The sequence below is a fragment of the Mucilaginibacter sp. GW821-FHT07G05 genome (genome assembly GCF_059418565.1).
On record NZ_JBWKQC010000004.1, the window covers coordinates 302,374 to 326,930 of the forward strand.

Annotated in this window: 22 protein-coding genes; 14 read left to right on the top strand and 8 right to left on the bottom strand. The window is 45.4% G+C overall.

Features of this window, described 5'->3' with window-relative positions:
• Positions 1-51 precede the first annotated feature (51 nt).
• The 6 genes from lpxD to lepB all read left to right on the top strand — a co-directional run bounded on the left by lpxD (position 52) and on the right by lepB (position 6,094).
• Positions 52-1,095 carry a UDP-3-O-(3-hydroxymyristoyl)glucosamine N-acyltransferase gene (lpxD, locus tag AC07NA_RS12705; RefSeq protein WP_494897922.1) on the top strand — a complete coding sequence of 348 codons (1,044 nt, stop codon included), beginning with the start codon at positions 52-54 and terminating at the stop codon, positions 1,093-1,095.
• Between the two features lie 19 nt (positions 1,096-1,114).
• Complete coding sequence (locus AC07NA_RS12710; RefSeq protein ID WP_345213633.1) at positions 1,115-2,512, top strand: bifunctional UDP-3-O-[3-hydroxymyristoyl] N-acetylglucosamine deacetylase/3-hydroxyacyl-ACP dehydratase; 1,398 nt, start codon at positions 1,115-1,117, stop codon at positions 2,510-2,512.
• Between the two features lie 8 nt (positions 2,513-2,520).
• Positions 2,521-3,303, top strand: coding sequence for an acyl-ACP--UDP-N-acetylglucosamine O-acyltransferase (gene lpxA / locus AC07NA_RS12715; RefSeq protein ID WP_345213632.1), 783 nt, complete (start codon positions 2,521-2,523; stop codon positions 3,301-3,303).
• A gap of 205 nt (positions 3,304-3,508) precedes the next feature.
• Entirely contained in the window at positions 3,509-4,126 is a 618-nt protein-coding gene (locus AC07NA_RS12720; protein WP_494897923.1) for an ABC transporter ATP-binding protein, read from the top strand.
• Positions 4,127-4,280: 154 nt separating this feature from the next.
• A complete protein-coding gene (efp, locus tag AC07NA_RS12725; protein ID WP_494897924.1) occupies positions 4,281-4,844 on the top strand; it encodes an elongation factor P in 564 nt (187 codons plus the stop codon).
• 146 nt (positions 4,845-4,990) lie between these two features.
• The gene (gene lepB, locus AC07NA_RS12730; protein ID WP_494897925.1) at positions 4,991-6,094 is read left to right on the top strand and encodes a signal peptidase I; all 1,104 of its coding nucleotides are present in this window, start codon (positions 4,991-4,993) and stop codon (positions 6,092-6,094) included.
• 118 nt (positions 6,095-6,212) lie between these two features.
• Here lepB and AC07NA_RS12735 read toward each other — a convergent pair whose 3' ends face one another.
• The 4 genes from AC07NA_RS12735 to AC07NA_RS12750 form a co-directional block, all read right to left on the bottom strand.
• Positions 6,213-6,980, bottom strand: a complete 768-nt coding sequence (locus AC07NA_RS12735) for an exodeoxyribonuclease III (RefSeq protein WP_494897926.1) — start codon at positions 6,978-6,980, stop codon at positions 6,213-6,215.
• A gap of 274 nt (positions 6,981-7,254) precedes the next feature.
• The gene (locus AC07NA_RS12740) at positions 7,255-7,635 is read right to left on the bottom strand and encodes a DUF5071 domain-containing protein (RefSeq protein WP_494897927.1); all 381 of its coding nucleotides are present in this window, start codon (positions 7,633-7,635) and stop codon (positions 7,255-7,257) included.
• 46 nt (positions 7,636-7,681) lie between these two features.
• Positions 7,682-8,380, bottom strand: a complete 699-nt coding sequence (locus AC07NA_RS12745) for a peptidylprolyl isomerase (RefSeq protein WP_494897928.1) — start codon at positions 8,378-8,380, stop codon at positions 7,682-7,684.
• 11 nt (positions 8,381-8,391) lie between these two features.
• A complete protein-coding gene (locus AC07NA_RS12750) occupies positions 8,392-8,745 on the bottom strand; it encodes a hypothetical protein (RefSeq protein WP_345213626.1) in 354 nt (117 codons plus the stop codon).
• Between the two features lie 95 nt (positions 8,746-8,840).
• Here AC07NA_RS12750 and AC07NA_RS12755 point away from each other — a divergent pair, with 95 nt between their 5' ends.
• From AC07NA_RS12755 to AC07NA_RS12765, 3 genes are all read left to right on the top strand, one after another.
• Entirely contained in the window at positions 8,841-9,161 is a 321-nt protein-coding gene (locus AC07NA_RS12755) for a hypothetical protein (protein ID WP_494897929.1), read from the top strand.
• A 74-nt stretch (positions 9,162-9,235) separates the two neighbouring features.
• A complete protein-coding gene (locus tag AC07NA_RS12760) occupies positions 9,236-11,557 on the top strand; it encodes a TonB-dependent receptor (RefSeq protein WP_494897931.1) in 2,322 nt (773 codons plus the stop codon).
• Between the two features lie 100 nt (positions 11,558-11,657).
• Complete coding sequence (locus AC07NA_RS12765) at positions 11,658-12,638, top strand: alpha/beta fold hydrolase (protein ID WP_494897932.1); 981 nt, start codon at positions 11,658-11,660, stop codon at positions 12,636-12,638.
• A 429-nt stretch (positions 12,639-13,067) separates the two neighbouring features.
• Here the strand turns inward: AC07NA_RS12765 and AC07NA_RS12770 are convergent, their stop codons facing one another.
• The 4 genes from AC07NA_RS12770 to dapF all read right to left on the bottom strand — a co-directional run bounded on the left by AC07NA_RS12770 (position 13,068) and on the right by dapF (position 16,347).
• A complete protein-coding gene (locus AC07NA_RS12770; RefSeq protein ID WP_494897933.1) occupies positions 13,068-13,589 on the bottom strand; it encodes an O-acetyl-ADP-ribose deacetylase in 522 nt (173 codons plus the stop codon).
• A 66-nt stretch (positions 13,590-13,655) separates the two neighbouring features.
• Positions 13,656-14,411: a DUF4846 domain-containing protein gene (locus AC07NA_RS12775; RefSeq protein WP_494897934.1), complete on the bottom strand. Its 756-nt coding sequence runs from the start codon at positions 14,409-14,411 to the stop codon at positions 13,656-13,658.
• On the bottom strand, positions 14,408-15,124 hold the full coding sequence (locus AC07NA_RS12780; protein ID WP_494897935.1) for a peptidoglycan DD-metalloendopeptidase family protein: 717 nt from the start codon (positions 15,122-15,124) through the stop codon (positions 14,408-14,410). The genes AC07NA_RS12775 and AC07NA_RS12780 overlap by 4 nt, the downstream gene beginning before the upstream one ends.
• Before the next feature lie 434 nt (positions 15,125-15,558).
• Positions 15,559-16,347 (bottom strand): diaminopimelate epimerase, encoded by a 789-nt coding sequence (gene dapF, locus AC07NA_RS12785; protein ID WP_494897936.1) that lies wholly within the window; start codon positions 16,345-16,347, stop codon positions 15,559-15,561.
• A gap of 186 nt (positions 16,348-16,533) precedes the next feature.
• On the opposite strand from dapF, the gene AC07NA_RS12790 reads away from it, so the two are divergent.
• The 5 genes from AC07NA_RS12790 to AC07NA_RS12810 all read left to right on the top strand — a co-directional run bounded on the left by AC07NA_RS12790 (position 16,534) and on the right by AC07NA_RS12810 (position 24,372).
• Positions 16,534-18,060, top strand: coding sequence for a Do family serine endopeptidase (locus AC07NA_RS12790; RefSeq protein WP_494897937.1), 1,527 nt, complete (start codon positions 16,534-16,536; stop codon positions 18,058-18,060).
• A gap of 94 nt (positions 18,061-18,154) precedes the next feature.
• Entirely contained in the window at positions 18,155-18,526 is a 372-nt protein-coding gene (locus AC07NA_RS12795; protein WP_494897938.1) for an MmcQ/YjbR family DNA-binding protein, read from the top strand.
• A 20-nt stretch (positions 18,527-18,546) separates the two neighbouring features.
• Positions 18,547-20,688, top strand: a complete 2,142-nt coding sequence (recQ, locus tag AC07NA_RS12800; protein WP_494897939.1) for a DNA helicase RecQ — start codon at positions 18,547-18,549, stop codon at positions 20,686-20,688.
• Between the two features lie 74 nt (positions 20,689-20,762).
• Positions 20,763-22,091, top strand: a complete 1,329-nt coding sequence (locus AC07NA_RS12805; protein ID WP_494897940.1) for a UDP-N-acetylmuramoyl-tripeptide--D-alanyl-D-alanine ligase — start codon at positions 20,763-20,765, stop codon at positions 22,089-22,091.
• A gap of 70 nt (positions 22,092-22,161) precedes the next feature.
• Positions 22,162-24,372: a putative Ig domain-containing protein gene (locus AC07NA_RS12810; RefSeq protein ID WP_494897941.1), complete on the top strand. Its 2,211-nt coding sequence runs from the start codon at positions 22,162-22,164 to the stop codon at positions 24,370-24,372.
• The last annotated feature ends 185 nt before the right edge of the window (positions 24,373-24,557 follow it).

The window sequence follows — 24,557 nt, forward strand, 5'->3', positions numbered from 1 at the left end:
ATGAGTGTATGTATAATTTGTTGCTTTAATATTAACATTTAAATTTGTACGATGCAATTTACCGCACAGCAAATAAGCTTATTGTTAAACGGAACGGTTGAGGGTGATGCTCTTGCAGCGGTTGATAAGCTGGCTAAGATAGAAGAAGCCACTACCGGAGCCTTGTCGTTTTTGGCCAACCCCAAGTACGAACCGCATTTGTATACCACAAATGCATCCATAGTAATTATTAATAACGACTATGTGCTCACCGAGCCTGTAAAGCCCACGCTGATACGGGTGGAGAACGCTTACAGCGCCTTTTCGATACTGCTGGAGCAGTACAATACCATAAAGCTTAATAAGGCAGGCATAGAAACGCCAAGCTTTATACACCCCTCGGCAACCATTGGTAAGGATGTATATATAGGCGCGTTTGCATACATAGGCCCTAACGTTAAAATAGGCGACAAAAGCAAAATATACCCCAATACATATATTGCCGACAATGTTGAAATTGGTGATAATGTTACGTTATTTGCAGGCGTAAATGTGTACTTTGATTGTGTTATAGGTAACAATGTCATCATTCACTCGGGCGCGGTAATTGGCAGCGATGGCTTCGGCTTTGCACCCGCGGCTGATGGCAGCTATAAAAAAGTGAGCCAGATTGGCAACGTTATTATAGCCGATGATGTGGAAATAGGCGCTAATACCGCTATTGACAGGGCCACAATGGGCTCAACCATTATAAGCAAAGGAGCTAAAATTGATAACCTGGTACAGGTAGCGCATAATGTGGAAGTAGGTACCAATACTGTAATTGCCGGTCAGGCCGGTATATCGGGCAGTACCAAAATAGGTAGTAATGCCGTTATAGGCGGGCAGGTTGGTATTGCAGGCCATTTAACTCTTGCTAACGGTACGCAAATTTCGGCGCAAACAGGTGTTAACAGCTCTATCAAAGAAGAAGCAAAGCAATGGGGCGGATCGCCTTATTTGCCTTATAAGGATTATTTGAGGGCGCACGTTAACATACGCCGCTTGCCCGATATGGAAAAAAGAATATCAGAACTTGAAAAAATAATTGCTGAACTGCAAAAAGCAAACGGCTAATGCGGTTAATGTTAAGTATATGAACATAAAACAAAGAACTATTAAAGGGCCTGTTTCAGTATCAGGCACCGGTTTGCATACCGGTGAACGTGTTACCATGACCTTTAACCCCGCGGCAGAAAACCACGGGTACAAATTCAGAAGGGTAGATATTGCCGGGCAGCCTGTTATTGATGCCGATGTGGATAACGTTACCGATACATCACGCGGTACCACTATTTCGCAAAATGGCGCCAGCGTAAGTACTGTTGAACACGTGCTTGCGGCATTGGTAGGTTTAGAGGTTGATAATGTGCTGATTGATTTAGATGGTCCGGAAATTCCTATTATGGATGGTAGTTCTATCCAGTTTGTTGAGGCATTGATCAATAATGGTTTTTTAGATCAGGATGCTGATCGCGAGTATTACCACATTACCCACAACATTCATTATACCGAAGAAGACAGGAAAGTAGAGATGGTGGCCATGCCGCTTGACGATTACCGCTTTACCTGTATGGTTGATTATAACTCGGATGTGTTGGGCAGCCAGCACGCCAGCATCTCTACCATTACCGAATTTACTAAAGAGATAGCCTCGTGCCGTACCTTCTGCTTTTTGCACGAACTGGAAATGCTGTTAAAGCACGACCTGATAAAAGGCGGCGACCTGAACAATGCCATTGTTGTTGTTGATAAAGAGGTTGATAACGAAGAACTGGCGCACTTAGCCAAGCTGTTTAACCGTAAGGATATTAAGGTAGCCCCGCAAGGCATATTGAACAACATAGAATTACGCCACCAAAACGAACCGGCAAGGCATAAACTGCTGGATATGATAGGCGACTTAGCCCTGGTTGGTGTTCCGTTAAAAGGTCATATTATGGCGGCTCGTCCGGGTCACGCGGCTAACATCGCCTTTGGTAAAAAAATAAAGGCGCTTATTAAAAAAGAAAGAAGCCGCAAATACCAAAAGGTGTACGACCCCAACATGACCCCGGTTTACGATACCGTACAGATCATGAACATATTGCCGCACAGGCAGCCGTTCCTGATGATCGATAAAATTCTGGAACTGACCAAAACGCACGTAGTAGGTTTAAAGAACGTTACCATGAACGAAGATCTGTTTATGGGGCACTTCCCTGGTCAGCCTTTATTTCCGGGGGTTTTACAAATTGAAGCGATGGCGCAAACCGGTGGTATACTGGTGCTGAATACCGTTCCCGATCCGGAAAACTACATTACGCTTTTCCTGAAAATAGAAAACGCCAGGTTTAAAGATAAGGTTACCCCGGGCGACACCGTTATATTCAGGTGCGACCTGATCGCGCCTATCCGCCGCGGTATAGCTCAAATGAGGGGAGTAGGCATGGTTGGCTCAAAAATTGTAGTTGAAGCAGAGCTGATGGCTCAAATTGTACGTAAAAAAGCATAATAACAAGCATGATACAACCTTTAGCATATATACACCCGCAAGCCAAAATAGCCGACAACGTGGTTATTGAACCATTTGTTACCATTCATAAGGATGTTGAAATAGGGGAGGGCACCTGGGTGGGCTCAAACAGTGTGATAATGGATGGTGCCCGTATCGGTAAAAACTGCCGTATATTTCCGGGTGCTGTAGTATCTGCACCGCCGCAGGATCTTAAATACAAAGGAGAGCAAAGTACGGTTACCATTGGCGACAATACGGTAATCCGCGAATGCGTTACCCTTAACCGAGGTACCGCGCTCGATAAAAATACTACCACCATAGGTAAAAACTGTTTGCTGATGGCCTATGTACACGTAGCGCACGATTGTATTATCGGCGATAACGTGATCATTGCCAACGCTGTACAATTGGCCGGGCACATCAACGTATATGATTACGCCTTCATCGGCGGCACATCTGCCGTGCACCAGTTTGTTGAAATTGGCGCGCACAGCATGATCTCTGGTGGTTCACTGGTGCGTAAAGATGTACCGCCTTATACCAAGGCCGGTCGCGAACCGCTGTCATACATCGGTATCAACTCGGTAGGCTTGCGCCGCCGCGGTTTTGCTGCCGAAACCATTAACGAGATCCAGGAGATTTATCGCATCATTTTCCTTAAAAAATACAACGTTACCAAAGCCCTCGATATCATCGAAGCCGAATTTAACCCAACGGTTGAGCGCGACGAGATCGTAAATTTCGTGCAAAACTCGCAACGCGGTATCATGAAGGGCTTCGGGATATAATTTGTCTTCGACCGGAATTTATAGAATTTAGGAATTATCTGAATTTTATAAATTCCAGCAAGCTAAAAGCAACTGTCATTGCGAGGTACGAAGCAATCGCGAACATAAAGAGCCGGTCTGCGTAGCCAAGAGATTGCTTCGTACCTCGCAATGACGAAGTTTTTTAAGTAAATTCTTTAATTGTAAAAATTCCGGTTCCGACGAAATGAAGATCACCCTCGAAAACATTGGCCGCCGCTTTAACCGCGACTGGATATTTAAAGGGGTTGATCATACCTTTACTGCGGGTGAAAGCTATGCGATATTGGGACCTAACGGCTCGGGCAAATCCACGCTTTTACAGGTACTTAACGGCAGCCTTGCACCATCTTCAGGTAAGCTGAACTATTTTTATGGCGATAAACCGCTGGAGGTAGAAAAGGTATTTAACCACCTGAGCCTTGCCGCCCCGTATTTAGAACTTATTGAAGATTTTACGCTGACCGAAGTGATCGATTTTCACTTTCAGTTTAAGGCCTACAAAACTGGGATAGATAAAAACGCGGTGGTAGATCTGCTGAACATGGCTGCCAGTAAAAACAAACCTGTACGCTATTTTTCATCGGGCATGAAACAGCGCTTGAAACTGGCGCTCGCTTTTTGCTCTGATACCCCAATGCTGATGCTTGATGAGCCAACTTCCAACCTGGATACCCAGGGCGTAGATTGGTACCTCGGCCTTGTGCAACAATTCGCCGCCGGCCGCCTCACCATCATCTGCTCGAACCAGCAGCACGAGTACGATTTTTGTAAACACACTTTGAATATTGTTGATTATAAGTAGAGTTGTGGGTTGTGTGTTGTAAGTTGTGAGAAAAGAGTTTTTAATTTACCAATTTATGCTCCACGCAAGCCACACAACTTACAACACACAACCTACAACTAATTTGCATCTTTCCGTGTAAGTGGCTAATTTTGCGCCTCAATATTAAGTTTTTATGGCTAAAGCATCTGAAGTAAAGAATGGTAATATACTACGCTTCAACGGGGAGTTGTTGCAGGTAGAAGAGTTTTTGCACCGTACCCCCGGCAACCTGCGTGCCTTTTACCAGGCCCGTATGCGTAACGTTAAATCGGGCAAATTGGTTGAATACCGTTTCCGTACGGATGAAGAAGTAACCATTGCGCGTGTTGAAACTAATAACTACCAGTATTTATATGAAGATGGCGATTCGTTAGTGGTAATGGATAACGAAACTTACGATCAGCATAATATTCCGAAGGCATTGTTTGGTCCGTCGGTAAAGTTTTTAAAGGAGGGTATCAACGTAATTATAGCTTTTGAAAGCGAAGAGCCTATTATGGGGCAACTGCCTGCATCGGCCGAGTTGGAAGTTACTTACACCGAACCTGCTGTAAAAGGCGATACCTCAACCAACGCGCTAAAATCTGCCACGGTTGAAACCGGTGCCGAAATCCGCGTTCCGTTGTTCATCAACATTGGCGATAAAGTAAAGGTAGATACTGCTACCGGCGCTTATGTTGAGCGTGTGAAAGCATAAGTTTTTTAAAGAAACATATACAAGAGCGCCCTGCACAAGGGCGCTTTTTTTATGGGTTAACATTTTTTGTTAATTTTATTAACAAGGTTGTAACAAATACGCTCAATTGCAATCCAACCAGATAGTTATACTAAATCCTGTAAGTTATGGCTATGAAATGGACCAATATCCTATCCCGCAAAAAGACGGAAACCCCTAAAAAAAAGAAAACAAAAGCCCGCGAATGGCTTGATGCCATTGTGTTTGCAGTGGTGGTATCCACTGTTATAAGGGGGCTGCTTTTCTCGGCTTATGCCATTCCTTCCGCATCAATGGAAGGTACGGAGCTAACCGGCGATTATCTTTTTGTGAGCAAATTATCTTACGGTCCGCGTATGCCGATGACACCTGTATCCATTCCTTTCCTGGAATCGCATGTGGGTGGTTTTAAAACTTTTTGGGATGGCGTAAAGCTGCCTTACTTCCGTTTGCCGGGCTTATCTAAAGTTAAAGCAGGCGATATTGTGGTATTCAACTACCCGCCAACACACGATAACGACCCTGTAGATATGCACACCCACTACATAAAACGCTGCCAGGGCATAGCCGGCGATGTGGTGGAGATAAAAGACGCGCAGGTATATATCAACGGCAAAATAATGCCTAACGCGCCGCAGGCACAAACATCTTACCATGTTATAGTGAACAGCAACGGTATTAACCCTAAACTGTTAACCGATATGCATATTGAAGTAACAGGGCAGGCCGGAGATGCCGATTATATAATGATCATCCCGGCGGATAGCTATAAAGAATTTAAGGCTTGTACAGGCGTGGCTTCTATAAGTCCGGTAATTGAACCTAAAGGCGCGCAGGATTTAAGTGTGTACCCACAAAGCTCATTATTTAACTGGAATCAGGATAATTACGGTCCGCTTACCATACCTAAAAAAGATTGGACAGTAAAACTGAACGATTCGACAATGGCGCTATACAAACAGGCCATTGAGCGCTACGAACACAACACCGTAAGGCAGGAAGGCAAGGACTACTATATTAACAATAAAAAGACCGGCAGCTATACCTTTAAAATGGATTACTACTGGATGATGGGCGACAACCGCCACAATTCATCCGACTCTCGCTATTGGGGTTTCGTACCCGAAGATCACGTGGTTGGTAAAGCGATGATCACTTGGTTGAGCATCGACAGCACCCAAACACCATTGAAAAAAATTCGCTGGAACAGGATATTGAAGCCGATAAATTAATCTAAAGAGATTGTCATTTCGAACGAGGTACGAGGAGAAATCTTCTTCATCAAGCAAATCGCAGACAGGTATGGCGAAGAAGATTTCTCACTCCGTTTCGAAATGACACAGGAACGCCTTAAAATTCCAACTCCAACAAAACCGGGCAATGATCCGAATGCCTTGCTTCGGGTAATATAGCCGCACGTTTAATGTGTGGTTCTAAGGGCGATGTGGCCATGGTATAATCAATACGCCAGCCTAAGTTTTTAGCCCTCGCGTTTGCGCGGAAACTCCACCATGTATAGTTATGCGGCTCGGGGTTTACATGGCGAAAAGTATCTATAAAGCCCGAATTAATAAAGTTCTCCATCCAATCGCGCTCGGCGGGTAAAAAACCGGATGAATTGGCATTTGATTTAGGGTTGTGGATGTCGATAGCGCGGTGGCAAATATTATAATCGCCGCATACTACCAGTTTGGGGAAGCGGGTTTTCAGTTCGGCCAGGTAAGCGCCAAACTCATCCAGGAAACGGAACTTAAAATCCTGGCGTTCCTCACCGCTTGAGCCTGATGGGAAGTAAACGCTCATTACCGATACCTCATCAAAATCAACACGGATATTGCGGCCTTCACGGTCGAAATCGGCAATGCCGCAGCCGTATTCAATGTGGTTAGGGATTCGTTTGGTAAATATCGCGGTGCCGCTATAGCCTTTCTTTTCTGCCGGGAACCAGTAATGCTGGTAGCCAAGCTCCTCAACCAATAAGAGGTCGGTAAGCACATCCGGCGTAGCCTTTATTTCCTGCAAGCAAACCACATCGGCATTGGTAGCCTGTAGCCATTCGAGCCAGTTTTTGCTCATGGCCGAGCGTATGCCGTTAACGTTATAGGTAATTATCTTCATGTATATGAGTATCGAACACTGATTTTGAACGCCGAATATCGAAGTATTAAATCAAAAATAAGAATGGAGCTGTTTATTTCACTGTCATCTCGAAACGCACTGAGAGATCTTCTTCACAATGCCTGCCTGCTACTTGCCAGTTATATAATTCCGCTTGATAGTAGACTTACGAAGTTTTTAAAAACTTCGTAAGTCTTAAAAAACTTGTTGGGTTGTCATGGTGAGCACGTCGGGCAAAGGCCTATGCACGCAGCCTTCGACAAGCTAAAGGGAGTTAGAGAAGATCCTTAGCAATTATCTCTTTTGCCTGCTCATCAAGTTCTTGTTCCAGATCTCCTTTTGTAGGATAGTCTCCAATACGTTTTAACACAGCTATTAGTTCAGCATCAAGCTTATTCGTTGACAGGGCAATTACAGTCATAACGCCTTGCTTCCACTCTGTATCATTATCGTTTAAGATTTTGATAAGTTCATGTTTTATTTCATTTACATAAGGCCTGAAATACGCGACAATTTCTTGAGAGGCATCCCAATGCAAATCTTGCAACCAGATTAAAAGTTCAGGAACGTCCGTTAATATCATTTCAAGCGGAAGTACCTTTAGATACTTGGCGTATTTTGTATCATCCTTAGCTTTTGGAATATAATTTTTCATTTGTTTTTTCGCTATATGTTTAACGGATGCTTATAATAGTTTAAACTTACTTCCTCTCTAAACCCAGCAATTTATCCAACTGTTTACATTCACCTTTACTAAGCAATTCAACCGTCATCGGCACATCAGCCAGCGGGCGATCGTTGCCATCGGTTTTTACCACAGCGATGAGGTCAACCATTTCTATACCTGTAACCACTTCGCCAAATACAGTATAACCCATATCAAGGTGAGGGATACCGCCCACAGCTTTGTAATATTCGCGCTGACTTAGCGGAATCTTGCGGCCTTTCAGGCGGGTTTCCTGTACTTTATCGAGCGTTTCATCAGTAAATCGTTTGCCCTCTGCAATGTAAAACTGCGATCCGCTGGAAGCCTTGTCGGGGTTATCGTCCCTCGCGGCTGCAAGTACGCCCTTTTTATGAAAGATGCTATCTCTGAACTCTGCCGGGACTGTATAACCTACCGATCCTTCGCCAAGCTCGGCACCGGGTTTGGCATTTTTCGAGTCCGGATCGCCTCCCTGTATCATAAAGTCTTTTATCACCCTGTGAAAAAGCGTACCGTTAAGCGTGCCTTGCTTAGCCAGCTTTATAAAGTTATCGCGGTGCAGCGGGGTTTCGTTATATAGCCTGATGATGCACTGGCCATAACTGGTTTTAATGCGCACATACTGGTTTTTAGGAGGTTTGGCAAAAGCGCAAACCGATATGAGCAGCAGCGCGATGGTAGTCAGTTTTTTCATGCCCTAAAATACTATTCCTGCGGATTATCAATCTCATCAAAATAATCAACCATTAACGATTTAATGAGCATTTCCTGCTCAAGCAGGGTATAATTAGGGATGGGTTTAACCGCTTTCCAATGCGGCCAGCCATCCTGATCAAGCCCCTCCAGCTCATAAAAGCCCATTTTGCTGAACAATTTACAATTGGCAATATGCATCAACTCCTCCTTTTGACGCTTGCTGAATTTACGAGGGCCTTGCCCGAGTTCCTGCACGCCTATTAAAAACAGCATCACCTTTAAATCAGGCTTCTCATTGTCAAAATCATCGGCAATGCGTTGCTGTAACTCCTCCCATCTCTTATTTACTTCTGCTGGTTTCATTTGTGGGCAAAGATACGCTTAACAACATTGTTACCGTTAAATGATACTTTGAATATTTTATTAATTATCTTTGCAACTTAGTTACATTACTGGTCTTGAAACGTAATTCTAAAAAGATTATCACCTCAGCAATATTACTGATCTGCTTTATAGCGGGCCAGCTAATAGTGTATACGCACCAGCACCACCTCATTAAACAGGCCGATAAGATCAATACGGCAAAAAATCAGCACCAGCAGATCTTTACAGAAAAGTGTCAGATATGTGATGCCATGCACCATACCAGTATGGATGTGGTACATCACAATTATGCTGTACACTTAACCGCTGCCCCTTATGTATACCATACCGGCGATTTTGATTTTTTAAGTTTCGCGCTTATCCAGTCCGACGGGCTTTCTCCCCCGGTTGCATAACCCATTATGCAACTAACGCTGCTGCTTTTTACGCGGCGGCAATTATTTTCTTGAAATCCCCTTAAAACACTTTAATGAAACTTAAGCTATTTATAGGCATGCTTTTACTATTGGTACAAAGCATCGCGTTCGCTGATAATATCAATTTAAAAGGCCGCGTAGTTGATGGCAATAATCAACCATTACCGGGCGCAACCATTACCATTCCCGATCTTAAAATATCAACCCAAACCAATGTTGATGGTGAGTTTTCTTTCAAAGCCATACCCAACAGAGGCAAGTTTTTAATACAGATACAGTATGTAGGCTTTAAAACGCTTACGCAGGTGATCGATCTGGCTGGCGGAACCGATTTGATTTTTAAACTTCAGGCATCAGTTATTGAAGCCCGTGAAGTAGTAATTACCGGCACGCCTATCAGCGGCAATAACCGTCAGAACAGCACATCGGTAAGCGCGCTTAACCGCGAGGAATTACTAAGACCCGCAACAAACCTGATTGACGCTTTGGCCAAACAGGTACCGGGCGTATCGCAAATTACTACAGGCCAAGGCATTTCTAAACCCGTAATACGCGGTTTAAGCTATAACCGTGTAGTTACCCTTAACGATGGTATTAAGCAACAAGGCCAGCAATGGGGCGACGAGCACGGCGTGGAGGTTGACCAATATGGCGCCGACCGGGTAGAGGTACTACGCGGCGCGGCTTCGTTACTATACGGATCAGACGCTTTGGGCGGTGTAATTAACTTGCTGGAGCCTTTAACCCCGGCCGACGGACAAATTCGTGGTGAGTTTTTAACCAACTATTCTACCAATAACGGTTTAACAGGTTCATCATTAATGCTAACCGGTAATGAAAATGGTTTTGTATGGCGCGGCCGCGGATCATATAAAAACGCGTATTCATTTAAAACCCCAGCGGGATATTTCCCTAACTCGGGCTTTAACGAAACTAACCTGAGCGGTATGCTGGGCCTTAACAAAAACTGGGGTTACTCGCATATCAACTTCTCGTACTATAAAAACAACATCGGCTTTTTTGATCCGGAACCGGGAAGTGGCTATAACTTTTTAAAGGAAGATGGCGATGCATTTACCGATGCCGATTACAAAAACCGTAAACTATTATTCCCGAGGCAGGACATCCGCCATTACAAGATCAACTGGGATAACAATATTATAGTAGGCAGCGGTCACCTGAAATTGAATTTTGGCTACCAGAAAAATCAGCGCCGCGAACTGGAGGACAGTCTTGATCCATCATTGTTCTTCGACCTGAATACTTACTCGGGCGATGCGAAATATTACCTGCCCGAAAGCAATGGCTGGCAGCCCGTATTTGGTGCAAGCACCGAAATTGGCCATAGTGTAAATAAAGGAGCCGAGTTTTTAATACCCGATTATGATACCTATGGCATTGGCGCTTTTGCCTACGCTAAAAAGGCATGGGGTAAAAACACCTTTAACATTGGTGTACGTTATGATTACCGCAAAAACACTGGTAAAGAACTGTTGGAAGATGGCGAACAGAAATTCGGTGCGTTTACCAACAAGTTTTCGAACGTGAGCGGCGCGCTGGGTTATACCCACGAGTTTAACGATAAACTGAACTTTAAAGCCAATGCAGGTTCGGCCTTCCGTGCGCCAAACCCTGCCGAACTGGCTTCAAATGGTGTACATGAAGGCACCTTCCGTTATGAAATAGGTAATAGCAACCTGTCGCCGGAGAGAAGCTACCAGGCCGACGCTACCCTGGAGTATGATGATAAATTTTTAAGCGCGAGCGCGAGCATCTACAATAACTACATCCATAATTTTATTTACTCAAGCCACACGCCCGGCGATATAAGGGAAGAAACCGCAGCCGACGGTAGCACCAGCAGCTATGATGTTTACCATTACGGACAGGTAAACGCCAACTTATATGGCTTTGAAGGTAGCCTTACCCTACACCCGGTGAGCTTTATCCATTTCGAGAACGTATTTGGCTATGTACACGCGCAAAATACTACGCTTAACAGGCCGCTGGCATTTATCCCGGCAGGTTCGCTGAGGAATACCCTGCGTTTTGAGCCTACAATCAGGGGCTTAAAACAATCGTTCATTTATGTGGGTATCGATAACTTCTTTAAACAAGGCCGTTTCGATAGCACCTTTGAAACCGCTACATCGGGCTATACCCTGTTAAACGCGGGCGTGGGTACTACAGTTAACCTGGGCAAACAGCCACTGAAACTATATGTATCAGGTAATAACCTGCTCGATAAAAAATACTACGATGCTTTGAGCCGACTGAAAGCCGGTCGCATCAGCACAGAGGATCCAACCTTTGGTATTTACAACCCGGGGCGTAATATTACGTTCGGTGTTTACTTGCCGTTCTCTATAAAATAAAGCTAATATAAAATACCCCTGTTAGCAGCATCATTTCCTGTAAAAAGGAATGATGCTTTTTTGTTTGTAAACATTTTTAAAGCTATTGTGTATAATTATTATGTACAGAAAACCCGCCCTGCTGATCCTGTTCCTGCTGATCAGATTTGCCGCGTTCGCGCAGCCCGATACCATCTCCATTACGCTGGATAATGTTCAATACCCGTACCCGGTAAAGTTTATGCCGGTAAACACCCATGGGCAGGATCTGCGGATGGCCTATATGGATATTGCACCGGCCAATGCCAACGGTAAAACGGTAATGCTGTTTCATGGCAAAAACTTCGGCGGCTATTACTGGACTAACGAGATCAAGGCGTTTACCGCCAAAGGCTACCGTGTGATAGTGCCCGATCAGCTGGGTTTCGGTAAATCGTCAAAAGCGTTCATCCACTACAGCTTTCATAAGCTGGCGCGGTTAAACAAACAACTGCTGGATACGCTCGGTATAAAAAAGACCTATATTATGGGACATTCAATGGGCGGCATGCTGGCCACACGCTTTACGCTGATGTATCCCGAAACGGTAGAAAAACTATTACTGGAAAACCCTATCGGCCTGGAAGATTACCACGCCTTTGTACCTTACCTGAGTGCCGAAGAGCAGTACAAAACAGAATTGAAAACCACGCCCGAAAGCGTAAAGAAGTACTACCAAAACTCCTACTTTACCCAGTGGAAACCTGAGTACGATTACCTTGTTAAGATAGGCGCCAACGTAAGCAAAAGTGCCGATTTTCCGCGGTACGCGAAAGTGGCAGCATTAACCTATGAAATGATTTACGAGCAACCCGTTTGCTACGAGTTCGGAATGATAAAGGTGCCGACGGTGCTTTTTATCGGTTTAGAGGATAATACCATTGTAGGCAAGGGTCTGCTTTCACCGGCAGAACAGGCCAAACATGGCCAATACAAAATATTGGCCCCCGAAACCGCAAAGAAGATCCCGAACGCAAAACTGATCGCCTTTGAAGGTGTAAAACATATTCCGCATATTGAAGCGCCGGAGAAATTTTTAAAGGCGCTGGAGAGGGAGTTGTAAGTTGTGTGTTGTAAGTTGTGAGGTTTGGGGTTCGAGGTTTCAGTTTCGGGTGGAGAAGGGGCGCGCTATCCGTTAGCAAACAGCTTTGGGCGAAAGCAGGCAGAACTGCGGAAGCCATGAGCCGCAAGGCGGGCATAGAAACTTGTTGCATGGGGGTAGAAATGAGCTTTAGGGCAAAAGTTCCAGCCCCAAGTTCTACACGTTTTGCAGGGGATGGCCTTGTGCGGCAAAGAAGCCTTTGGCTTGACAAGCCGTTATTCGCTGTTTGTTTGTTATAGGTGCTCATGAGATCGCTTTGCTTAGTCTATTACTTTTGGGCTCAAAAGTAATAGACTAAGCGGCCAAGAGCAGACTGGCGTTAATTACTGCACAAGCCTAACCTAAGTAGGGCTTGCTTCATACCTCGCAATTGACAAAAGCCAATTCAGCTTAAATCAGTCCTTTATACAATCCATAATTCTCATCGTCAAAGCAAATAAATATCACTTGCTCAATACTATCGTTCTCCGCTAAAAAATCCTTTACGGTGGTAATAGCAATTTCGGCGGCTTTATCCTTCGGGAAGTGGTATATCCCGGTACTGATATTAGGGAAGGCTATCGTTTTAACATTGTTTTCCACCGCAAGCCGCAGGCTGTTTCGATAGGCGTTGGCCAGCTGCTGTTCTGCTTTTGCGGCACTGCTGCTATTCCAAACCGGACCAACGGTGTGTATCACATATTTAGCAGGGAGATTACCGCCTGTGGTAATTACCGCTTCGCCGGTTTTGCAGCCGCCTTGGCGGTCGCGTATTTTTATACAGTCATCTAAAATGGCTTTACCACCTGCGCGATGGATGGCGCCATCCACGCCGCCCCCACCAAGTAAAGACTTATTTGCCGCGTTAACTATAGCATCAACCGTTTGTTTGGTAATGTCGCCCTGTATTAGTTTTATTCTGCTGTTAGTCATGTTTATATAATTTTAAATAACCCAAGATGTTCAAAATATAAGTTGTGCCCCAATTTTATGAAGAGATCAAAACCGCTTCAGGTACTTTTTATCCACCAATTCCCCATAAGGGATATTAGCCTGTTTATCAAGACTGAACCATGGTCCATGCTGATCTTGTAACACCTGTATGTTTTGCGCGGGCATAAAACTCTGTGCAAGCAGGAATACCTTTTTGTTCTGGCTGTTGGTTGTTACATTAAGCACGATGAAACAATGCCCCGGCGAGCCGCCCTTTATAAATACATCTCCAACTTGCAGCTGATCGGCATTGCCGACCGTTTTTAATTCTTTATCTAACGATAACGTTCCGGCATAGGAGAATACCAGTGTGAGGTAGCGTAAAAAGTTATCGTGTCCGTAATCTTTTTTGCCTTTTAGTATCCAGCGTTCGTTCGCGTAACGGTAGCCATCGGCATAGTGTACCCAATCGCACTTAAAACCGCTGGTAAAGTTAAAGCTAATGCCTTTATGGTTTTGTTTACTGTACAGGTATTCGGCCCGCAGGCGAATCACCGCGTCAGCGCATTGTTGCAGGTCCCGGCTGCCAATGCTCATATCGACTATGGCAGCGGTGTACGCATCGGTACGGGCAATGTCGCCCTTGTAAGTTTTGGCCGGTGTGCCTGCCGGTTTCAGTGTTAAAGTTTGCAGCCAGTGCGCAAAAGAGCCGCTTTCTGTTTTCGCTATCGCATAGCCTTGCGGTGCTTTAAACCTATCGGCAATGGTGTTGTTAGCAAGCGGTAAATAAAGTAGTGTGATTAAGGCAAGGATGGTTTTCATGATCGTTTACTGCTGATGAGTTGCTGATATGGGTTAATAGGCTCAGGGAACTTATTGGTAAGCCCGAACGCGGAGAAATGCAGATGTGTAGGCGAACGTTTTTTATAAGCGTTTAACCCGGTTCGACCAACTTCGGCTATCTTTTGCCCTTGTTTAACCACATCGCCAGGTTTAACAAATATGGCGTTATTGTGGGCATAATAGCTGATGATGTTTTGCTGCGGATGATACACCCAAATATACTTTCCGCCACGCAAAGTACCCTCTGGCAACCACACATTGCTGCACGCGATCACGATGCCGTCATCAACCGCGAGTACATTAACGGGTTGGCGGGTATTGTCGTCGATGCCGTCCTGGTTCTTATCCTTTATAAAAATATCGTGTGCCGGGTGTGCCGAATGTTTGTTGCCATCAAAATAACTATACCCTTTGGCCGAATACCCACTGCCCTTATAGCCGCCAATCGCGCTGGGTCCATAGCCTTGCAGCGGGAAAACCCATGAGCTATGTTTTACGGCAATTGTTGGCGTTGCCTTAAGCTTTAATATAAGCGGGGCGAATTGTGCTGCTGCTGCTTTCTTACTGATAGTATTGTTCAACACGTCGGTATTCAGCTGGTCTATCTGCTTGCAAATACTCGCTGCGTCCTGCGCTATGGTTTGCGCCGATATGCTTAGAAATGTAATAAGGGTTATTAATTTGGTTCTCATATTGGTTTAACAAGATAAAGCTAAAAATATTGTTAGAAGAAGTAACAGTTAAAATTCGGGAGGTAGTATACCCCATTGTTACGGCGAGAAGATTCTGAAGAGTACAGGACGAGGTGACCGGTTTTAAACAGTATTTTTAATTCCCTCCTTGGGGAGCATAGCCGTCAACTTAAATATTGATCAATGAAATATTTACTTGAGAGCGTAAATATTATAGCAGAATATCGACTCACCCCAACTTTGCTTCGCTCGTCACCCCTCTCTCCGCAAGCGGAAAGAGGGGATTTTGTTTTTTTTAGCCCTCTTTGCGCTTGCGCAGAGAGGGCAGGTCCAGCGAAGCGTAGACCGGGTGAGTTAACTATGCGGTTTGCTTAAACCCTTAAGTTGAAGACTATGTCCCAGGGGAGGAAATCCCGCATTGCCACCCACTTATTTTACGCTATCTCGATATCGCCCTCAAATACCTGTACGGCGGGGCCTTCTAAAAATATATCGGTAAACAGTTCGCCGTCGTAATTAAAGCGGATGTTGAGGTCGCCGCCTAAAACCTTGATGGGGGTGGTGATGTGCCCGGTTTGGTTTTTGTGTTTGGCCATGGCCAGCGCGACTGCGGTAACACCTGTTCCGCAGGCAAAGGTTTCATCCTCAACGCCGCGTTCAAAGGTGCGTACAAAGTAGCCCTCATCCTTGGGTTCCACAAAGTTAATGTTGATGCCCTCGGCACGGTAAGTATCGTTATTGCGTATGGCTGATCCTTCGTGGTATACGTCTTTATCTTTCAACCCGTCGGTTAATTGCACGTAGTGCGGCGAGCCGGTATTTAATACATAGGCATCGGCATCGCTGGTGATGGTGTTCACATCTATCATTTGCAGGCTCACCCAATCGCCGCTTGCTGTAATTTTGGCATAATGCGGGCCATCGACCGCCAAAAATTCCGTTTCGCTGTCTATCACCCCTAAAAACTTAGCGAAGGCTACAATGCACCTGCCGCCGTTGCCGCACATGCTGCTTGGCTGCCCGTCGGCATTATAGTATACCATTTCAAAATCAAAACCTTCCTTTTTTTGCAGGAACATGATACCATCGCCCCCAACACCGAAACGGCGGTCGCAAAGGCGCTCCAACAGCTGCGGATCGTTATGATTTACAATGTTTTCGCGGTTATCGATCAGTATAAAATCGTTACCGGCACCCTGGTATTTATAGAAATGTACTTTCACTATATTTTAAAATAATATTCAGCGTTTAATATTACCAATAAGTATAAATATATCTGTCATTTACCTGTTAATTAAGTTTAACATTTTTTAACAAAATAGGCAATAACATACGGGGTATCATATCGTCTATATGGTATTATATTTGAACTAAAGGTTTTAACCCTAAAAAAAGAAAGAATAATTGATATGAAAAAAGTTGGTTTAACATTATTAACCGCGTTTGTAGGCGGTGCAATGGCGTTAGGCACATACAAAGTGTTCGAGAAAAAGAGCGCTGATAATATGTCCTTTGAGGATCGCCAGAAAGTTTATTTTACAAACAACCCTGCAACGGTATCATCTGCCGGCGCGGTTGATTTTACACAAGCGGCGGGCGCGGTAACGCCCGTGGTGGTTTATATACGCACAAGTTATTCATCAAATCAGGGTGGTGGCCGTAATCCGCTCGAAGAAATGTTTGGCGATATGCTGGGTCAGCGTCAGCGCCCGCAGGGAGTGCAGCAGGCTTCGGGCTCGGGTGTTATCATCTCTCCGGATGGTTACATCGTTACCAACAACCACGTAGTTGAAAAGGCCGACAAGATCACCGTTAACACGAATGATCACCGCCGGTTTGAAGCTAAGGTAGTAGGTACTGACCCTAATACCGACCTCGCCCTGATCAAAATTTCGGCAACAGACCTGCCTATCGTAAAGTTGGGTAACTCTGATGAGGTGAAAGTAGGCGAGTGGGTACTTGCAGTAGGTAACCCCTTTAACCTTACTTCAACCGTAACAGCGGGTATAGTAAGCGCTAAAGGCCGTAACATCGGTATCATCGGCAGCGAGAATAACGACGAGGATGAAAATCCGTTTGGCCGTACGCAAATGTCGCAAAAGCCAAGGCTGAATAAGGCTATCGAGTCGTTCATCCAAACAGACGCGGCCATTAACCCGGGCAATAGCGGCGGCGCGTTGGTAAATACCAAAGGCGAACTGATCGGTGTTAACTCGGCTATCGCTTCGCACACCGGTTCGTACGAAGGTTATGGCTTTGCCATCCCTATCAACCTTGCTAAAAAAGTATTGAACGATATTCAAAAATATGGGTCGGTAAAACGTGCCTATGTGGGTATCAGCTTTACAGATCTTGATCCGGATAAGGCGAAAGAACTGAACATCAGCAGGACTACCGGCTTATACGTTAGCGACATTGTTGACGGCGGTGGCGCTGCCGCGGCAGGTATTAAAAAAGGCGATATTATTACCAAGGTAGAAGGTGTACCGGTTTATGAGTCGTCAGACTTGCAGGAACGTGTAGGCCGCCTGACTCCGGGCGATAAATTGAAGATCACCGTACTGCGAGATGATGCGGAGAAAGATTTTAACGTTACTTTAAAAGGTGATATTCCTGCGCCGAAAACAGCAGCCGTATCAAAATCGGCCGAGGAGTTGTTTAACCGTTTAGGTGCAAGCTTTCAGCCGCTTACTAACGCGCAAAAAGCTAAATACCGTGTAAGCAGCGGCGTAATTGTAACACAGGTTCGTCCGGGTCGTTTATTTGACGATACCGAAATTCCTGAAGGTTCTATCATCACCAATATCAACAGGCAGCCCATAAACAGCATTGCCGATATTGATAAAGCGATCACTAACCTGCGCAATGGTCACCTGGTAATAAAAGGTTACTATCCTGATGGTACCGCGTTTAACAATATGTTCCAGGTGCAATAATGCATTGAGTGTATTGAATAGTTTTCTGAAAAACCCGGTATTAGTTTGCCGGGTTTTTCTTTTTTATAGCTGCACCGTTTTGTAACTTAGCCACATGAACGCGCCTAATGATAATGCCTTTTTAAGCCTTCAGTTTGTGCGTAGCATAGTTATGCCCCTGCCCGGTGTAACCGAAAAAATATGTTTTGATACCCCCGCGTTTTACGCCAATAAAAAAATATTTAGCAGGCTTAAAGAGGACGGGCTTTCGTGGGTAATGTATACCGAAGAGCGCGACAAATGGATGCAGGCCGACCCCGAAACATTTTTTATAACCGACCATTATGTTAATTACAACTATATGCTGGTTAACTTAGCCACCGTAAACCCGGCCGATCTGCAATTGCTGCTGATTACCGCGTGGAAGAACCGGGCTTTGAAAAAGCAGGTTGAAACCGCGCTGGCGCAAGGTCTTATCAACGAATAAAACAATACTTAACCGCTACTATGACCCCATTACAGGCCCTGCAAAAATATTTTGGATACAGTGAGTTCAGGCACGAGCAGGAGGCTATTATACAGCAGGTACTAAACGGTCGCGATGTAATGGCGCTGATGCCAACGGGCGGCGGTAAATCATTATGTTACCAATTGCCCGCGGTGTTGCTTAATGGCTTAACCATTGTTATTTCGCCGCTTATAGCGCTGATGAAAGACCAGGTAGATAGCCTGAACGTGGCGGGCATTCCGGCGGCCTTTATCAATTCGGCACAAAGCCCCGATGAGCAGCGGGTGATAGTACAAAAATTGAGAGATAACCAGATCAGGCTTTTATATCTTGCCCCGGAACGTTTGTTCGGCTCGGAAAACAAACTGGTCGACTTTCTGAAATCGCTGCCCGTGGTACAGATCGCCATTGATGAGGCGCACTGTATTTCACACTGGGGGCACGATTTTCGCCCAGAATACCTGATGCTCGCCGGGTTGAAAGTGCACTTCCCCCAAATACCGGTGATCGCACTTACCGCCACGGCCGACAAGCTCACCCAAAAGGATATCCTCGAAAAACTGAACCTGCACCAGCCTGCGGTGTACGTGGCCTCGTTTAACCGGGCCAATATCACGTACCGGGTAATGCCCAAAAACAAAAGCTTTAACCAGCTGCTGGCTTTCTTGCAGGATAGAAAAGAAGATTCGGGTATTATCTATTGCCTCTCGCGTAAATCAACGGAGGCATTAGCCGCCGATCTTCGGGATGAGGGTTTCTCCGCAAGCGCGTACCATGCCGGGTTAGATACCGCCCTTAAGGCCAAAAACCAGGAAGCGTTTTTGCGCGACGAAGTGAAGATTATGGTGGCTACCATCGCTTTTGGTATGGGCATCAACAAATCGAACGTGAGGTATGTGGTCCATATCGATCTGCCTAAAAATATAGAGGGCTACTATCAGGAAACCGGCAGGGCGGGCAGGGATGGTTTGCCGTCGGATGCGATGCTGTATTATTCGCCGGGCGATGCCGTTAAGCTGAAAAGCTTTGTGGCGCTGGAGAACAATGAAGAGCAAAGTCGCATCATGCTCGAAAAGCTGAACGACATGGTGAGCTACAGCGAGCTGCACACCTGTCGCCGTAAGTTCTTGCTTAATTACTTTGATGAGCCGGCCGGCGATCATTGCGGATCGTGCGATATATGTTTGAGCGAGTTTAAAAAGTTCGATGGTACGCTCATCGCTCAAAAAGCACTTTCGGCCGTAACCCGTTTGGGGCAGCGTTTTGGCAGTACTTACGTGGTCGATTTTCTGCGCGGCTCAAAAAGCGAAAAGATCCGCGAGGAACATAAACAATTAAAAACCTACGGCATTGGTGTCGATGTAAGCAAGGTACAATGGCAGCGTTACCTGCGCGAACTCATTGCCTTTGGCTATTTGCAGGTAACGGATGATGCCTACCCGGTGATAAAGCTGACCGCCAAAAGCGAGGCTGTGCTTAAGGGCCTGCAAAAGGTAGAACTCACCGAAGCGCAAATCATTGAAGAGCAAATTACCGAAACACCATATTTTGAGGCCGATCTGCTCAATAAGTTAAAAGACGTACGCCGCGGCATTGCCGAACTGGAAAACGTGCCGCCTTACGTGGTGTTATCAGATGCTACCTTATTGGAGATAGCCACTTACCTGCCACAAAGCCTGGATGAACTAAGATTGATCTCCGGCTTTGGCGATATTAAGCTGGCAAGGTACGGGCGCGAGTTTTTAAAGCCTGTAAAAAGCTATTGCGACGAAATACAGCTATCGTCACGCATCAGCCAAAAATCAGCTAAGCGCGAGCGCAAGGCAAAACCACGCAGCGAAAAGGTGAACGATACCAAAAAGGAAAGCCTGAACTTGTATCGTGCCGGTAAAACTATACCCGAGATAGCCAAAGACAGGGGCTTGTCACCTGTAACGGTAGAAGGGCACCTGGCCTTTTTTGTGCAGTCGGGCGAGATGAACGTATCCGAAATAGTGGTTGAGAGCAAGATCCCGGCTATAAAAGATGCCATTGAAAGTTACGGACAAGAACGTCTGGCCCCGCTAAAGGAAGTTTTAGGCGACGATTACAGCTACGGCGAAATAAAAGCTGTAATAAGCTGGCTGAACCGGGAACAATAAATTTTAACTTTGTTTATAATACAAAAGCGCGAACCCTTTAGCCGGGTAAACAAGCTTACAAAATACCATTGCTTATGATCATCGAACAACTATACCAGCTATTTTTGCAACACCCTGTAATTAGTACCGATACCCGCAGAATAGCACCCGACAGTATGTTTTTTGCCCTGAAGGGAGATAAGTTTGATGCCAATAAATTCGCGGAACAGGCCATTGCATCCGGAGCGGCTTACGCGGTAATTGATAACGCGGCCTATAAAATAAGTGAACAATATATTTTAGTAGATGATGTACTGGAAGCCTTGCAGGATCTGGCACGATACCATCGTAAGCAATTAAATATTCCCGTGGTTGGCCTTACGGGTACCAATGGTAAAACCACCACTAAAGAACTCATTAATGCTGTATTATCCCAGCATTTTAACACACAGGCTACGCAAGGCAATTTAAACAACCATATTGGCGTACCGCTTACCATACTTACTATTAACAGTACTCACGAAGCTGCAGTAATAGAAATGGGGGCCAACCATCAGCTCGAAATAGAGTTGCTGAGCAGTATAGCGCAACCAACACTTGGCCTTATTACCAATGTAGGTAAGGCGCATCTCGAAGGCTTTGGCGGTATAGAGGGTGTTAAAAAAGCAAAAGGCGAATTATACGATTACCTGGCCATCCATCCGGGAGTAGAGCGAGAACTGCGTACGGTGTTTATTAATCATGATGATAGCACGCTGCTAACAATGGCAGGCGCACGTTCCTTTGAAAATGTGGTGTACTACGGCACACAGGGAGAAGGCAATATCATCACCGGTAAGCTGATCGAAAACTCACCGCACCTTACTTTGGAGTGGACTAAGGATGATGCTGCTGAAAACTACACGGTAAAGTCGCAGTTAACAGGTGTGTATAACCTTGATAATATTTTGGCGGCCATCAGCATCGGTACTTACTTGGGCCTTTCGGCAGATGAAATTAATAAGGGCATTGCCGAATATCAGCCTAAAAACAACCGCTCGCAAATAGTACAAACCGGCACCAATACTCTTATCTGCGATTATTACAATGCCAACCCAAGCAGCATGTTTGTGGCTATTGATAATATTGGCAAAATTACTGCCGACCGCAAAGTATTAATACTCGGCGACATGTTTGAAATGGGTGATGAAGCCGCTGCCGAGCACAAAGCCGTTATTGATAAAGCGATGGATACCCCGGTAGATGAACGCATTTTTATCGGCCCCGATTTTTACGGTCAGGCACCACAAGGGTACGAGGGTTTTTATAAAACGGTAGAAGATGTGATAATGGCATTGCAGGCAAAACCGATAAAAGATTCGACCATTTTAATTAAAGGATCGCGCGGTATGGCACTCGAAAGATTGGTAGAACTGTTTGGTTAACAGTTTTTATTTAGAAGGCTTGCAAAGCTTGATTTTTTTTATGTAGTTTGCGGCAATCAATTGCCAACCAATGCGTAAACTTTTATCAATCCTCTGTATTGCTGCGTGCGGTTTTACCGCCCAAGCCCAGCAAAAGCTTTATTTAAGCAAGCCCAAATTCAGTACCGGAAACCAGGATGAATGGAGCGATCCGAAATTTAACGACGCTTCGTGGAAAACCATCGACCCAACCATCCTTTGGGAAAAACAAGGCTACGATTATACCGGCTTTGCCTGGTACCGTTTCCATGTGGTTATCCCTTCGTCGTTAAAAGAAAAATCAGCTTTAAAAGATTCACTTACCGTATACCTTGCCCGTATCGACGACTCTGACGAGGCCTACTTTAACGGCGTTAAAATAGGTAAAACCGGCACTACAATTGAAGATCCGCAAGGCTATAACGGCATGTTTGGCGCCGAAAGAAAATACACCTTCGCCCTCAATAAAGTACCCGTAAACTGGGATAAAGAGAACGTTATTGCCGTAAAGGTGTATGATGGCGGCGGCGATGGCGGTATGTACAGCGAAAAGCCATACCTTGCCATGCGCGATTATATTGACGGCGTAGTTGTAAATACAAGCAAAGGCTTCAGTTTTGCCGGCGCTTTCGCCACCAAAGACATTATTTTAGAGAACAACAATAGCGTAGCCTTAAGCGGTTCGTTGAGCGTTCAGCTAAAAGACGGTCCTGATAAAGTGTTAAAGCAAACGCCTTATACCTTTACCCTTGCCGCGCACGAAAAAAAGGTATTCAAGGTAAAAGAAGCCAACAAAGAAGGCGCGTACCTTAACTATGTTTTCACCGAAAAAACAACGGGTAAAAAAATAGAACAGCGCGAAGAAATTCCATACATACTTACTCCTAAAGCACCGCTTACACCACGCATAAACGGTGCAGAAGTAACCGGGGTAAGGCCAAATTCGCCGTTCCTGTACAAAGTTGCGGCAACAGGCCAAAAACCAATTCAATACTCAGCCGCTCAATTACCCGAAGGCTTAACTATTGATAAAGCAACCGGTATTATCACAGGCGCGGTAAGCAAAGCGGGCGATTACCCGGTAAAACTTACCGTTACCAATAAGTTAGGCAAAGCACAACGCACGCTTACCATTAAAGTGGGCAGTTTATTAGCGCTAACCCCGGCTATGGGCTGGAACAGCTGGAACTGCTGGGGCCTTTCTGTCACTACCGATAAAGTGAAGGCATCGGCGCAAGCCTTAATTGATAAAGGCCTTATCGATCACGGCTGGACGTACATCAACATTGATGACGGATGGGAATCAGCAAAACGTAATGACGACGGAACCATCGGCACTAACGAAAAATTTCCTGATCTGAAAGCGCTTGGCGACTGGCTTCACAGTCACGGTTTAAAGTTCGGGATCTATTCATCGCCGGGCGACCTTACCTGCGGCGGTTATTTAGGCTCGTACAAACACGAGTTACAGGATGCCGAAAGCTATGCCAAATGGGGTGTGGATTATTTAAAGCACGACTGGTGTTCTTATTCATCAGTAGCGGGCAGCGATACTTCGCTGGAAACCTTTGTGAAACCTTACCGTGTAATGGAGCAGGCCCTGCGTGCCCAACCACGTGATATTTACTATAGCTTGTGCCAGTACGGTATGAAAGATGTTTGGAAATGGGGCGACAAGGTTGATGCCAATAGCTGGCGTACTACCGGTGATATTACCGATACTTGGGAGAGCCTGCACGATATCGGCTTTAGCCAATACAAAATTGCCGACTACCCTAAACCCGGCCGCTGGAACGACCCGGATATGCTGATAGTAGGTAAAGTAGGCTGGAGCGGAAACCTGCGTAATACCCGCCTTACACCTAACGAGCAATATACCCACATCAGCTTGTGGAGCCTGCAAGCTTCGCCCTTGCTGATCGGTTGCGACATTAGCCAGTTGGATGAATTTACGTTGAGCCTGCTTACCAATGATGAAGTGATCGCTGTTAACCAGGATGTGCTGGGCAAACAAGCGCACAGGGTATTAGCTAATGACGATTTCCAGGTATACGTAAAAGAACTGGCCGATGGCAGCAAAGCGATAGGTATCTTCAACATGAAAACTACCTACACTAAAGCCTCGGTTAAATGGAGCGACATTAAGTTAAGCCTTCCTAAAAAGGTGCGCGATCTTTGGCGCCAAAAAGACTTAACTGCCGTAACAAGCACCTTCAGCAACACCCTGCCACCGCACGGTGTAGTGATGGTGAAAGTGAAATAAGCGGGGTTAACCTGTTTTAAAGTTGGAATGTTGTAAGGTTGAAATGTTCTGATAACCGTTTAAAGGTTGGAATGTTGCAAAGTTGAAATGTTGTGTTTCGCTTCGCAGTGTTCCAACTTTTTTATCTTTGGGGCAACGTTACAACATTCAAACCTTTAAACCTTTCAACATTAGGGCAACCTTAC

Bases quoted from the DNA above. Each gene is read 5' to 3' on its own strand.
- lpxD (WP_494897922.1), top strand. From the start codon at position 52: ATGCAATTTACCGCACAGCAAATAAGCTTATTGTTAAACGGAACGGTT.
- AC07NA_RS12710 (WP_345213633.1), top strand. From the start codon at position 1,115: ATGAACATAAAACAAAGAACTATTAAAGGGCCTGTTTCAGTATCAGGC.
- lpxA (WP_345213632.1), top strand. From the start codon at position 2,521: ATGATACAACCTTTAGCATATATACACCCGCAAGCCAAAATAGCCGAC.
- AC07NA_RS12720 (WP_494897923.1), top strand. From the start codon at position 3,509: ATGAAGATCACCCTCGAAAACATTGGCCGCCGCTTTAACCGCGACTGG.
- efp (WP_494897924.1), top strand. From the start codon at position 4,281: ATGGCTAAAGCATCTGAAGTAAAGAATGGTAATATACTACGCTTCAAC.
- lepB (WP_494897925.1), top strand. From the start codon at position 4,991: ATGGCTATGAAATGGACCAATATCCTATCCCGCAAAAAGACGGAAACC.
- AC07NA_RS12735 (WP_494897926.1), bottom strand. From the start codon at position 6,980: ATGAAGATAATTACCTATAACGTTAACGGCATACGCTCGGCCATGAGC.
- AC07NA_RS12740 (WP_494897927.1), bottom strand. From the start codon at position 7,635: ATGAAAAATTATATTCCAAAAGCTAAGGATGATACAAAATACGCCAAG.
- AC07NA_RS12745 (WP_494897928.1), bottom strand. From the start codon at position 8,380: ATGAAAAAACTGACTACCATCGCGCTGCTGCTCATATCGGTTTGCGCT.
- AC07NA_RS12750 (WP_345213626.1), bottom strand. From the start codon at position 8,745: ATGAAACCAGCAGAAGTAAATAAGAGATGGGAGGAGTTACAGCAACGC.
- AC07NA_RS12760 (WP_494897931.1), top strand. From the start codon at position 9,236: ATGAAACTTAAGCTATTTATAGGCATGCTTTTACTATTGGTACAAAGC.
- AC07NA_RS12765 (WP_494897932.1), top strand. From the start codon at position 11,658: ATGTACAGAAAACCCGCCCTGCTGATCCTGTTCCTGCTGATCAGATTT.
- AC07NA_RS12770 (WP_494897933.1), bottom strand. From the start codon at position 13,589: ATGACTAACAGCAGAATAAAACTAATACAGGGCGACATTACCAAACAA.
- AC07NA_RS12775 (WP_494897934.1), bottom strand. From the start codon at position 14,411: ATGAAAACCATCCTTGCCTTAATCACACTACTTTATTTACCGCTTGCT.
- AC07NA_RS12780 (WP_494897935.1), bottom strand. From the start codon at position 15,124: ATGAGAACCAAATTAATAACCCTTATTACATTTCTAAGCATATCGGCG.
- AC07NA_RS12790 (WP_494897937.1), top strand. From the start codon at position 16,534: ATGAAAAAAGTTGGTTTAACATTATTAACCGCGTTTGTAGGCGGTGCA.
- AC07NA_RS12795 (WP_494897938.1), top strand. From the start codon at position 18,155: ATGAACGCGCCTAATGATAATGCCTTTTTAAGCCTTCAGTTTGTGCGT.
- recQ (WP_494897939.1), top strand. From the start codon at position 18,547: ATGACCCCATTACAGGCCCTGCAAAAATATTTTGGATACAGTGAGTTC.
- AC07NA_RS12805 (WP_494897940.1), top strand. From the start codon at position 20,763: ATGATCATCGAACAACTATACCAGCTATTTTTGCAACACCCTGTAATT.
- AC07NA_RS12810 (WP_494897941.1), top strand. From the start codon at position 22,162: ATGCGTAAACTTTTATCAATCCTCTGTATTGCTGCGTGCGGTTTTACC.